8 protein-coding genes are annotated in these 13946 nt (G+C 33.0%); 2 read left to right on the top strand and 6 right to left on the bottom strand.

Going from position 1 to position 13946, the window contains the following annotated elements; all coding sequences use genetic code 11:
- Nucleotides 1-39: 39 nt before the first annotated feature.
- Nucleotides 40-3543, bottom strand: coding sequence for a patatin-like phospholipase family protein (locus tag LNQ34_RS20445; RefSeq protein ID WP_230001045.1), 3504 nt, complete (start codon nucleotides 3541-3543; stop codon nucleotides 40-42).
- Between the two features lie 259 nt (nucleotides 3544-3802).
- Here LNQ34_RS20445 and LNQ34_RS20450 point away from each other — a divergent pair, with 259 nt between their 5' ends.
- Nucleotides 3803-4330: an ExbD/TolR family protein gene (locus LNQ34_RS20450; RefSeq protein ID WP_202702852.1), complete on the top strand. Its 528-nt coding sequence runs from the start codon at nucleotides 3803-3805 to the stop codon at nucleotides 4328-4330.
- Nucleotides 4331-4359: 29 nt separating this feature from the next.
- Complete coding sequence (locus tag LNQ34_RS20455) at nucleotides 4360-4890, top strand: ExbD/TolR family protein (RefSeq protein ID WP_230001046.1); 531 nt, start codon at nucleotides 4360-4362, stop codon at nucleotides 4888-4890.
- A 114-nt stretch (nucleotides 4891-5004) separates the two neighbouring features.
- Here the strand turns inward: LNQ34_RS20455 and LNQ34_RS20460 are convergent, their stop codons facing one another.
- From LNQ34_RS20460 to LNQ34_RS20480, 5 genes are all read right to left on the bottom strand, one after another.
- Entirely contained in the window at nucleotides 5005-7755 is a 2751-nt protein-coding gene (locus LNQ34_RS20460) for a DUF7619 domain-containing protein (protein ID WP_230001047.1), read from the bottom strand.
- A gap of 137 nt (nucleotides 7756-7892) precedes the next feature.
- A complete protein-coding gene (gene rpsA / locus LNQ34_RS20465; RefSeq protein WP_202704508.1) occupies nucleotides 7893-9671 on the bottom strand; it encodes a 30S ribosomal protein S1 in 1779 nt (592 codons plus the stop codon).
- Nucleotides 9672-10198: 527 nt separating this feature from the next.
- Nucleotides 10199-10870: a hypothetical protein gene (locus LNQ34_RS20470; protein WP_230001048.1), complete on the bottom strand. Its 672-nt coding sequence runs from the start codon at nucleotides 10868-10870 to the stop codon at nucleotides 10199-10201.
- A 425-nt stretch (nucleotides 10871-11295) separates the two neighbouring features.
- Nucleotides 11296-11718, bottom strand: coding sequence for an MgtC/SapB family protein (locus LNQ34_RS20475; RefSeq protein WP_230001049.1), 423 nt, complete (start codon nucleotides 11716-11718; stop codon nucleotides 11296-11298).
- Between the two features lie 277 nt (nucleotides 11719-11995).
- Entirely contained in the window at nucleotides 11996-13945 is a 1950-nt protein-coding gene (locus tag LNQ34_RS20480) for an OmpA family protein (protein WP_230001050.1), read from the bottom strand.
- Between the last annotated feature and the right edge of the window lies 1 nt (nucleotide 13946).

Consider the following 13946-nt stretch of genomic DNA (forward strand, 5'->3'; position numbering starts at 1 on the left):
TAACCTTAAATCATTATTTTTTTCTAAGAATCGTTTGATTCATGTAAAGCCCAATTCTGTTTTACGACTGATTGAATGATAACCCAATTTTCGATAGCTCTCAAACTGTGCTTCATCAAAAAACTGATCTGCTGTAGATTGTTGTGGAAAATCGGGATTAGCCAAAGCATATTCTCGTATATCAATAGGCTCATCCCCCGTTAATGCAGCTTTTATATAGATTAACGTTCCTTTTCTTTTTATGCCCGGATAAGTAATTTCTCCTTTAATAATGTGCTCCTTTGACTTCCCATCTCGCTTCGTAATATCTTTAAAGTCTTCAAAAATAATCTCTACACCAAAATCAATACGGCATCTTCTAATCGCATTGGCCAGACCTTCACAGGCTATGTCCTGATCTTGTTCACCATCTCCCAATATGATATGATGACAACGTCTTCTAATGAGTTCATACAATCCCATATTGTCAAAATGCCCTCCATCTGAAAGACTTACATACTCCATGTTGATATCAGATTTACCAATCAAATCGTAAATAATGTACAATAAACCAAATCTCGGATTAGAATCCTTCCAACGTTTAAGTCTTGTATTACCAATCCATCGTCCCAAACGAACATTAAACATGGTTAACAAAAACGCCATAGGTGCTGAAGAATGATATCCCCAATTCGGATTTACTGCTGCTCCTGAAATAGCCATAGCGGTACCAATAGTTGGTCCTCCATTTACATTTGAAAATCTATTCGTAGGACGATAACCGTATTCGTATACGTGATCCACGTAATAAGTAGACGGGCGTGTTGGACTAAAATCATATCCACAATACAGAGGTGTAAATACAAAAGATTCCGCTTTACGATCCTGACGGTCTAATGCCGAAACAACAGTAGCATTGAGTGCTGTATTCAAAATAGGATATGGACCAAAATAACCGTCTTCGACCTTCATTGATGACAGCAATACATCATCGTCTGTATCAAAACCAGTAAATACATTTGCAGTTTTAATACGATCTTCCCTGCTACGGGTGGCCCCCATAAAAGCTCTTATAAGTCGGTTGCGATAAAAATGGTGAAGGGAAAACTCATTGACTCCAACACGCCAGCTCAGTAAAAATGTGATAATTAACAATCCTATCGATATTCCCAAATTACCTAAAATATTTTCATCCGTTTTCCTGATCAGCTCTATAATAGCCGACCCAATAAGAAGCACCCCAATCATAAAAATAAATGGTACAATCTTAGCAACCTTATTCATAATGCCCATAAACTTCTTTGGATCTTCATCACCTTTAGACGTAAATGCTATTTTTACACCCCAGGCAACTATTGCTGCCCAGCCTCCGGTAATAGGTATCCCAATCAAAGCGTCCTCAACATTAAAATTTTCCCATAAATCGGGCATAATTAATGCTGTAAAACAAATAAGAATCCAAAAAAACATAAATCGATGTAAATAAGCTCCCGTTCTTCCCCACCACTCCCTTCGATAATCGGGAAATACCTTTCCCATTATAGCCATTCTTGTGATTATAGAAAGAGTAAAAATTTCGAGAACAATAGGAATACTAACTAATAATTTTACTTTAGATTCAAAAACTGCGTTGTCCCATAACTTTAATTCTATACCAAATATGCTTTCTAAGCCAGTGCGAAATTCTAATGCAATAAAATTAATATTCTTCCAAAATAAATAAAACAATAGACCAACAACGACAGAAGCCACTGCTGAAGATATCACTATCACAGTCCAATTTTTGAGTCCGGTCTCCCACTTCTCACTTTCCAATCTCCTTCTTTCTACTTCAGAGGATTCTTTTGCCACTACATTTGCCTTACCTAATTCTATTAAATCGTATCTTTTACCATAATTCCCCTTTAACGCCACTAAAATTAATGCTATAAATGACGGAAGAGATATCACTAATAATAACCACTTAATAGGATTCCCTTCAGGGCAAACATCATACAGATCGGTATTAATTAAAAATGCACTCATCAGCAAAGCACAAATTACACTCCAACTGATCAGCAGGTGTGGCAGTGCATCTTTTATCCCTGTCAAAATAAATCCATTCCATTTTTTTGAAAAACGCGCTACTTTTCTTTTTTCACTTATTTTATAATTAGAGCTCATAGCGCTTGCTGCTATAAATGCTACAACGGACAGCATCCCTAAATTCCACAAGAAAAATAGTCTGGTATTGTTTGTATTTACTTTTCGTAAAATTTCTCCGAGATACTCCCATCCTTTATAAAGATCTAAAATAAACGAAAGAACGGTGAGTAAAACCAATAACAACACTGCCTGATTAACAAGAGTATTTCTTAACCACGTTAATCCTGATGTCCAGGCATCCGGAGACATTGTACCAACGTTTGGAGAAAGATAATTGCTAAACATTCTGAGCCAGCGTATCGGACGCACTTCATCGGCAAACGGATCAGATGATTTATCCGGACATAACTGATCTGTCACTTTACTAAAAGATCCGGAGCGTTTGATCCAGGAGGTGTACCATGTTCCTATGTAACCTCCGCCTGATACTGTCGAGATATAATCTATCTTATCTAAAACACCCAAACTTGCTAATTTCTGGAGTATCCCAAGATTAAAGGTAGCCGAACGGATTCCTCCGCCTGAAAATGCAAGTCCTACAAGCTTCATATCTACCGCTTTCAACATTGGATCGTGTATATTTTTCTCTTCAACAGATTTCTTCGGCAATTCTATATCAAAATTTTCATCCGTTGTTTTTGATGCCTGCCATTCCTCACTCTTTTTTTTACGGGCTTTGCTAATCTCGTGAAGCTCATCATTAAAAAATGTTTCAAATGGCAGAGGAAATTCGATTCTGCTTCTACTGTCTGAATCTTTATCTAATAATTTTCTAAGAAGTAATTTGTCATCAGTAAGATACTGTAAAGCATCCTCTCTGTTTTTTTCCCACCACGCTTTATGATTACTAAAATCAGCCTTGTTTAAGATACTAGAGTAATCATATTCTTTGTCTATCGCTGTGTAAAATTGATAAAGACGTATCTCATAGGCTGAATTGCTCTGACGGCAAATAACCTGAACTACTTGTACAGGCATGTATCGAAGCACTGCTGCCAATTTTTTGCGTTCCTCAAACCCTTCTCCATAAAGCATTGCCCTTATTTGCTGCCTCCAAAAAAAAGGTACCCTGAACAATAAAAGTTCAGATGATGCACTTTTATCTTTGTACTTTATAGCAATATTAGAAGCAAGCCATTCTAAAAGATCATAAACAGTATCTAAATATATTCTTATGAGAATTTCATCATTACGATTATCCGGGCTATGCCAGACTAAGTCCGAAATCTCGTCTATCTGGCTCGGAGTCAACTCTTCTATTATCCCATAATCCCGATCACTGTTTTTGCCCAAATTACTCCAGGAATTTCTTCCCAAAAACTCTCGTGGGAATGAATTATTAGAATTCTTTTTCAAAATATCCTGAAAAAGAGTCAGATAGGATATTGCTTCGGCGGTTAGATCGGTTACTATATCCATAATAAATGAGGTTTAATGATTAATAAACTAGCTAGAAACTAAACCAGCAGAAAAATCAATCGATTAGTCAATTGATTCTCTGTAAGATACTGGAATTTTCAGTACTTTAAAACTGTACTAAATTACATCAAAAAATTATGTACAGAGCAGGTGGAATTACCTGTTTATAACCTATCATTCTTATTATTCAAAATCAATTTTAAGCAACTGTTTTTCATTCAATATATTTTTATAACTTTAGAATCAAAACCAATTTATTATGCAAAATCTTCCAAAAAAAGTAAGAAGTAAAAAGTTAAATGCAAGAGTTGATTTAACCGCAATGGTGAGTGTTTCATTTTTGCTGATTATATTTTTTATGGTTGTTGGTGAATTGTCTAAACCAAAAGGTATTGATTTAGCTTTACCTGATAATGGGGATATCTCCTGCGGACCAATTGGTTGTATTGATTCCAATCGTATTTATACAATCTTATTAGATGATGATGACAAAATTGTTACCTATTCAGGATTATTACTTTCTCCTCTTGAAAACCCAAAAAGTAGCGTTTATGGAGAAAGTGGAATTAGAAAACAACTATTTGAAAGAAATAAGAAAATTACAGAATATTCGACCGCGCTTGGAAAACCTAAAAACGGTACAATTGTAATTATAAAACCCAGCAAAAAAAGCAATTTTAAAAATCTTGTTGATATTCTAGACGAAATGGCAATTGCCAAAATTGAAACCTATTCGATTGTAAATGAATATACCCCCGAAGAAGTTAAACTACTAGCCTTAAATTAAAAACATTCTCAATCACTAAAACTATAGCTATGCAAAACCTGCCAAAAAAAGTAAGAAGTAAAAAGTTAAATGCAAGAGTTGATTTAACCGCAATGGTGAGTGTTTCATTTTTGCTGATTATATTTTTTATGGTTGTTGGTGAATTGTCTAAACCTAAAGCGATGGAATATTATACTCCAGATTGTGGTGATGAGTGTTTTTTAGGAGGTTGTTATAGACCAGATGAAAATCGTTCAACCACAGTGCTTTTAGATAAAAATAACAAAATTATTGTCTACTCCGGATTAATATATGCTCCCATTGCTACTCCAAAAGGGATGCAATATGGTAAAAATGGAATCAGAAAGGAATTGTTTGACAGAAATAAAACAGTTCTGGAATACTCAGCTGCTTTAGGTAAACCCGGACGTGGACTTACCGTTATAATAAAACCAAGCAAAAAATCCAGTTATGGCAATTTGGTTGATATAATAGACGAAATGAAAATTATTGGTATAACTTCCTATTCTATTGTTGATTATTATACTCCAGAAGAAGAAAAATTATTAGCTTCAAAGTAATTCCTTTAAAATTTACTTTGAAGTTTTTCTGCATTAAATCTAACGATACTTAATAAGAAAAACAGCCGTCTCAAAATTATTTTGAGACGGCTATTTTTACTTTAAATTGAACTCTTATTTCTTAATAAATTTCACTCCGGAACTGCCTTTGTTTGATTTCACTTTTATAAAATAACTCCCTGTTGTAAGCCTTGAAACATCAACGCTAGAAACCGCTTTTGCATTTGGAACTGCTATTACCAACTGTCCTAAAATATCGTAAACCCATACTGCCTGTATTTCTATATCCTGTTTAGCGTTAATGTTTAAAACATCAGTCGCAGGATTTGGAGACACCGTAAAATAAGTCGAAAAATCAAAATCTTCTTTTCCTAATGTTATGTTTTTAAAGGTAGAAGTTGCTTTATTGGTTAAAATTGGAAAATTATAATCAAAATAAATATTAGCTTCGTTTTCAAATGTGTCCCCTACTTTTAAGGTTGGTTTTGTCTTAATCTTAAACGCTACATAACCATCATTACTGGCATCATCAAAAGGGAGATTAATTTTTTCGAAAATGAATTCCACTTTATTTCCTTCCGAAATTTTAGTTACAAAAGGATGGCTTGAACTTGTTGGAATTAAAGTTGCGAGATCAAATTTAGACAAATCAATCATGTCGGTTACAACAATATTTCTTGCAGGAGACGTTCCTGTATTTTCAAAGCGGATGCGATAATGAACGTACTCCCCTATTAGATTTGGTGTTATAATTGCACCTTCCAGACAAGTTTTATCATTTGGATCATAAGAACCTACCACTGTTTGTTTTAACCCAAATACATTATTTAATGGAGTCTCATCTAAATTTTGAGAAGAAATATTTGCACTAAACTCTAGAATATCGCCTATGTTGGCCGCAGGTTTATCTGTTGGTCTATTTAAATACAAAGTCAAAGATATACTACCACTTTCAAAAGGTTTTAAATTATTGAAATCCCATTTTAATTCATTACCAGATTTAGAGGTTAAATTTTTATTTGAAGAAACATAGTGTAAAACAGTATTGTCGTACTTAATTGTTATAACACCGGACTGAGTTGTATTTCCATTGTTTTTATAAACAATGTCGTAGGTGCTTTCAAAGCCAGGTTCAGCTGATATCATTGGAACTAAAACTATTTCTAAATCGTTTCGGCTGCCAACAGCAGTAATACAAAAATTTTCTAAACGCGGACTTGCATCGTTTGGAAAAGAAACGATTGCCTCTTTTGGTGCTATGTCAAAATACTCCGGGTACTCCAAAACTGGTGTTATTTTATAATTTCCTTCCTGAAGTTGAATTGAAGGAACTTTTGAGTTATTAGAAACTAAGACTCCTTTTTTTGAATTACTAGTTACATTATATTTTATATCATAAATAAGTACATCATTTAAATCACACCCATTTTTATCTTGATCGAATTTATTTAATGCCTCAATAGTGTAAAAATCGCCTCCAGGTGTAAAAGAACAGTAAGTATTTAAATTAACTTTAGGCATACTATTATTTACTAAATAATATTCTATTTGTTCTATATCAGTATCATCTGCACAAATGTATTTTAAATTTGGATTGTTATAATAACTAAAACGATCATGTATACCCAATCCTTCCTGTTTGCCATTTTTCACAAATAGATAGATCAGATTATTATTATAACATACAATTTGTGAAATCTTTTTAGCATTATTAAAATCTAAGGCCTCAATTTGATTGTTACTGCAATTTACCTCCAGAAGCTTTGACAAGTTTTCTAAATTTAATACTTTAATCTGATTATTATAGCAAGATAATACTTGAAGATTAGGAGAAGATTGAACATCCAAGCTAGTAAATTGATTCATACCACAATATAACGTTTCTAATTTTGATAAATTACTAGTTTGTAATGAACTAATTTTATTAGTATCACAATTAAGAAATTTTAACTCTTTAAAAGCACTAATCTCTAAATTACTGATATTATTATTACCACAACCCAACCATTCAAGTTTACTTGTATTGGCAACATCAAAATCAGTAATGTTATTATAATAACATTCCAATTTTTTCAAATTTGGTAAACTTGATATTTTTATTGATTTCAATGTTCCCCACCTACTTAAAACATCCTCAAGTTTTGGAAAATTATTCAAATTTAATGTTGTTATTTTAGTATAATCACACTCTAGAAATTGTAGATTATCTAATCCTTGCAAATTCAAATCAGTGATAGGATTATTACTGCAAACAAGATTATTGAGTTTGCTTAAACCAACAATACTTAATGATGTAAGTAAATTGTAACTGCAATTTAGTGTTTTCAAATTAAATGAATCACTTACGTCTATACTGGTTAATCTACAAGCAGTACAATCAAGACTTTCAAGATTGGATAAAGTACTTAAATCTAAAGTCGTAAGCTTGCAGCTGTATAGATCTAATATTTTAAGATTATTTAAACCACTTAAGTTAATAGATTTTAATTGTTGGTTTCCTTTAAGTGATAAAGTTTCCAACTTATCTAATCCTGCTAAATCAAGTGTAGAGAGATTACCAAATTCTAGTGTTATTTTTTTTAAGTTTTTAAAATATAAAATACCCGTTAATGAAGCTATTCTTCTGATGACAACATTTTCGTTTAAATAAAGTTCACTTACCTTTTCAGCTTCACTAATTTCAATTTCTCCATTACTATTTGAATCTATTTTTATCTTATTACCATTCAGATCTTTTGCAGTATCTAAATATGCGGCTGATGCTAATAATTTATCTTTAAAATTAGTGTCTGGAATACTTATTATTTGTGCATTCAAAGTATTAAAAAGGCATAGAGCCAGAACTACAAAGTAGAGTTTCTTCATAAGTGGTATTTTTACACAAAAATAAATCTTTAACACAATAACACAACTTTTTCTGTTAAATTTTAAATAAAAAAATATTGAAGTAAAAAAAAAGTCCCACATTGCTATGGGACTTTCTATTTAGAGGAAACTAAGAATTATTTTTTCTCCGTTTTTTCCATTTTAGCTTTTAATGCAGCTAATACATCATTGTTATCTCCTAAAGTTGCAGCTGGTGCATTAGTAGTAGATGTAGATGAAGTATTTTCAGTTGCAGCTTTCACGTTTTTCTCTTCTTCTTCACGGAAGATAGCAGTGTGAGAAGCTACTACTCTTTTGAATTCTTTGTTGAATTCGATTACTTTGAAATCAGCAGTATCACCTTTTTTCAATTTCTTTCCGTCTTCTTTTTCAAGGTGACGAGTTGGAATGAAAGCAACGATATCATCTCCGAATTCTACAGTAGCTCCTTTGTCAACGATTTCAGAAATCTCACCATTGTGGATAGTTCCTACAGCGAAAGAATCTTCGTATTGATCCCAAGGATTAGCAGTAGTTTGTTTGTGACCTAAAGATAATTTACGTCCTTCAACATCTAATTCTAATACTACAACATCAAGTTTCTCACCAACATTTACAAATTCAGATGGGTGTTTGATTTTCTTAGTCCAAGAAAGGTCAGAAATGTAGATTAATCCATCAATTCCTTCTTCTAATTCTACGAAAATACCAAAGTTTGTAAAGTTTCTAACGATACCTGTATGTTTAGAACCTACTGGGTATTTAGAAGTAATGTCAGTCCATGGATCTTGAGTCAATTGTTTGATACCTAATGACATCTTACGATCGTCTCTGTCTAAAGTTAAGATAACTGCTTCAACAACATCTCCAACTTTCACGAAGTCCTGAGCAGAACGTAAGTGAGTAGACCATGACATTTCAGAAACGTGGATTAAACCTTCAACACCTTCAGCAACTTCGATGAAAGCACCGTAATCAGCGATTACAACTACTTTACCTTTTACTTTATCACCAATTGTTAAATTAGCATCTAAAGCATCCCATGGGTGAGCGTTTAATTGTTTCAATCCTAATTGAATTCTTGTTTTCTCATCATCGAAATCAAGGATTACAACGTTTAATTTTTGGTCTAATTCAAGAACTTCACTTGGGTGGTTGATTCTGCTCCAAGAAAGGTCAGTAATGTGAATTAATCCGTCAACACCACCTAAGTCAATGAACACACCATAAGAAGTAATGTTTTTAACAACACCTTCTAATACTTGTCCTTTTTGTAATTGACCGATGATTTCTTTTTTCTGTACTTCGATATCAGCCTCGATAAGTGCTTTATGAGATACAACAACGTTTTTGAATTCGTGGTTAATTTTTACCACTTTGAATTCCATCATTTTGTTTACATATACATCGTAGTCTCTAATTGGCTTAACGTCAATTTGAGATCCAGGTAAGAAAGCTTCAATACCAAAAACGTCAACGATCATACCACCTTTAGTTCTGCATTTTACAAAACCATTAACGATTTCACCTGTTTCGTTTGCAGCAATAACTCTATCCCATGATTTAATAGTACGAGCTTTTCTGTGAGATAATACTAATTGACCAGTTTTGTCCTCACGGATGTCGATTAATACTTCTACTTTGTCACCTACTTTTAAGTTTGGGTTGTAACGGAATTCGTTTAAAGAAATAACACCTTCCGATTTTGCGTTGATATCAACGATAACGTCTCTATCTGTAATTCTAACAACTACACCTTCTACTACTTCTTCCTGATCTGTAGCGATGAAAGTTTTTGAAACTAGTTCTTCGAATTCTAATAAGTTTTTCTCATCAACTGCATCAATTCCTTCTTGGAAGTTATGCCAGTTAAAATTTGCTAAAAACTCTTCTTGTGATTTTAATTGTTCAGACATGCTGATAAAAAATTTGTATTCTGTTTCTCTCGAGTTTCATAAAGCAGTAGAAAATACAGAAGTTGTTTTACATAAATAGTTGATACCTAAAGGAAACTCTTCTTTGCCAAAAGGACTGCAAAATTAATACATTTATTTTTAATAGCAAAACAAAAGTGTGTTAGATGTTAATGGTTAATTGATAATGGTTAATGGTTAATGGTTAATGGTTAATGGTTAATTGTTAATTGATAATGGTTAATTGTTAATTGTTAATTGTTAATTGTTAATTGTTAATTGATAATTGTTAATTGATAATTGTTAATTGATAATTGTTAATTGATAATGGTTAATTGATAATGGTTAATTGATAATTGTTAATTGTTAATTGTTAATTGTTAATTGATAATGGTCCTGTCTTTCAGTTTGCATTTCACATCTAACGCTTCACAGATATACAAATCACTTATAAAAAAATATACCCGACTGGTTTTTAAAACCTGTCGGGTATTGCTATAATTAATTAGATTCTTATGAATTGGCTTTACTCAAAATATTGAGGTTACATTTGTATTTCGGCTTTTCTCCAGTAAAATATCAAGTTTTACAACGGTAAGCCTTCCGGTATTGTCAATAAAATTGAGGGTTTCTTTTCCCGCATTCAGTGAAATTGTTTTTGGGTAATTAAAGTTAGGTACTAACTGAGGAAGATCAATTACAACCTTTTCCCCTAAGCTATTTTTATATTTTAAAATACCACTTTTGTTTTCAAATACTGCCTCGTAAAAAGTGTAATCACTTGTTGTCATTGAAAGCCACATCGATCCATTAAAAAAATACACATCTTTTGTAGAATAGTCAAAAAAGAGATCCCCTGCTTTTCCATTATCCTCAGGTAAACCATCTTCTTCAATCAGATTTTTTAGATTGTTCCATTTGTTTTCGTACCAATAATAATAACCTGGCAAAATTTGTGTGTTTTTTGCGGTATTAAAAACCAAAATAAATTTGGTGTCTCCGTCTACAACTGTAGACTTGTCAAATCTGCTTTTTAATGTTGTTCGTGGTATCATTATTTCTTTACTTTTACAAATTAGATCTAAACGTGATGCTATAATAGACATTTCTTTATGCGTATCTATCTGGTGTTTTGGGGTACCAGTCTGGCACATTACTACTGCTGGAACTAACCAAATAATACTCAAAATTATCATTCTCATATTTACTCCATCTTTAAATTCAGATGCAAATTTAACACACTCATTTACTGCTAATTACTCATAATCAACAAGCAGCAGTAATGATGCAATAAATAGTACTTTATTTGAAATAAGTGGTGAGGAGAGGGAGATGTGAGTTATGAGTTATGAGTTATGGATTATGAGTTATGAGTTATGAGTTATGAGTTGTAACTGTAACTGTAACTGTAACTGTAACTGTAAACTATAAACTGTAAACTATAAACTGTAAACTGTAAACTGAAAACTATAAACTATAAACTATAAACTATAAACTATAAGCTGTAAACTATAAACTATAAACTATAAACTATAAACTGTGACTGTAAACTGTGACTGTAAACTGTAAACTGTAAACTGTAAACTGCAAACAGTGTTTACATCTAACAAACAGTTAAGATTGGTCTTTATTTTCGATTTCGAAGCCATCTTTCGATTGGTTCAAGAACTGTGTTGACGATTGTAACTAGAAATGTGCAAATTAGAGCTTCTATGAAATAACCTGATGCGGCAATACAGCCAATAGCGGCGCTACACCATATAGTAGCAGCTGAATTCAAACCGTGTACATTGGGTCCTTCTCTAAATATAACTCCGGCACCTAAAAAGCCAACTCCCATAACAACCTGAGCTGTAATTCGGGTTACATCAATATTGGGTGCTGTTGCAGCTACTTTAATCGACAATAAAACAAATGCTGCTGCTCCTGTTGCTACCAGCATATTGGTTTTTAAACCGGTTTCTTTGTGGTGCCACTGTCTTTCGAAACCAATAATTAGTCCGGCGAAGAGTGAGATTATAAGTCGGGTTAGGAATTCTGTTGTACTCAAAGTTATTGTTTTTTATATTAGATACCGTTGGGTTTATGTTTTCAGGCAGATTGCTTCGCCTGTTCGCTATTGCTCGGGTCTGCAGATTTTTTTCTGTTTAATCTTTTCTCCAGATCATTTAATAGAATAAATTTAAGAAATTAAATACAATCATTTTTTATCTCTATCCTTAAAAAACAAATCTTTTTGTACGGCACAAAAAAAAGCTGCAAGATTACCCTGCAGCTTTTCATAACAATTTAATTAACTCAACTTTATTAAAAAAGCTAACTCTTTATTACATCGAAACAATAATGAACTCACTTCTTCGATTCGCCTGATGTTCTTCTGTAGTACATTTTACACCATCAGCACATTTATTCAGCAATTGTGTTTCTCCGTATCCTTTTCCGGTTATACGATCAGCAGCAATTCCTTTTTTAACAAGCCATGCCACTGTTGCTTTAGCCCTTCTGTCGGATAGTTTTTCATTGTACGCATGTGTTTGTCTGCTATCTGTGTGCGAGCGAACATCAATTTTCATGCTTGGATTTTGAATCATCACCTGACGGATTTTTTCTAACTCAATGGCCGCCTCTTTTCGAACAATAGATTTACCCAAATCGAAGTAAATCATTTTTATGTGTAAAATTTTCGCCAAATCATCACCAACAATCAATTTTTCAATCGTTTTTTCGACCACTTTTTGAGGTGTTCTTTTCAAAGGCAATGTCAAACTTGTTTTATCGATCGCTTTAGGTAATTCATTAGTATCATAATCTTGTCTTGCCGCGCGAACAAAGTATTCCTTATTACAATTAACTTTAAAACTATATTTCCCATCGGCTCTGGTTATTACCTCACCTATTATCTGAAGCTGATTGTCAAGTAAATTTACTTTAGCGTTTTCCAGTACCAAATTTGTTTCGGCATCTATAACAATCCCTGATAAAATCTCCTCACAAGGCAATTTTCTGGTTTCCGAAAAACGGTAGACGTCATCGTAACCATGCCCTCCATCTCTATTGGAGGAGAAAAAACCAGTTCTGTTTTTACTGTCTATTATAAAACCAAAATCATCCACTTTTGTATTTATAGGAGCTCCAACATTCTGAACTTCGCTAAACGTCAAATCTCTTTTAATAGTCGAAACATACACATCAAGCCCTCCTAATCCCGGGCGTCCGTCGCTGGCAAAATACAATTCGTTATCTCCTGATATAAAAGGAAAAGTTTCTCTTCCTTCAGTATTAATTGCGGCTCCCAGGTTTTCAGGTTTACCAAAACTGCCATCATTATTAATAGTAACACTATACAAATCTGATTGTCCAAAAGTACCCGGCATGTCTGAAGCAAAGTATAACTTTTTTTCATCTACACTTAATGTCGGGTGTGCCACACTGTATTGATCACTGTTAAAAGGCAATTCAACGATATTCGTCCATTTACCTTCTATATAACTTGCCTTATACAATTTCAATAAAGTGACTTTCTTGTCGTCTGCCCCTCTTGTACCGTTTAGAAAATTGTTTCTGGTAAAGTACATCGTTAATCCGTCTTTTGTAAAAACAGGAGTCGATTCATTAAATTTTGAATTGATCTTATTTTCAAATCGCTTCGGAATTCCAATACTACCATCGGCGTTTAATTCTGCCGAATAAAGATTTGTAAACGATTTATTGGTCCATTTAAATTTTACTTTGGCAACTCCGCCCGTGTCTCTGGCAGACGCAAATACCAATTTATTATCTAAAAAAGAACTTCCATAATCTGAGTATCTTGAATTAATTCCGGCATCGGCTATTTCAAATCTCCCTGAATTGTTTTTTATCTGCTCTAAATAATTTTTATTCTTTTCAAATAACAATCCTCTTTTATCAGTACTTGCTTTTTGGTTGAAAAGCTCTAATATTTTATCGGCTTTAGTATAATTTCCTGTTGCTTTTAAGGTTTGAGCATATCGGTAATAATACTCAAATTCCTGTTGATCATTCATTCCGAAAAGAGCTTTATACCATTTTAATGCTCTCACCAACTCGCCATTAAAATAATAGGCGTTACCCAATCGTTGGAGCATTTTTTCCTCTTTATATCCTTTTTCTGCTACCTTTTCGTAAGTAGCAATTGCATCTATGTAAGCATACTGATTGTAATTTTTATCAGCTTTGTCTAAACCTGACTTTTGTGCCATTCCACTAAAAAAAACGGAAGACAGAAAGACCGTATATGCTATTTTTTTTATTTTCATA

This window comes from Flavobacterium lipolyticum (assembly GCF_020905335.1).
In the GTDB taxonomy this organism is placed as follows: domain Bacteria; phylum Bacteroidota; class Bacteroidia; order Flavobacteriales; family Flavobacteriaceae; genus Flavobacterium; species Flavobacterium lipolyticum.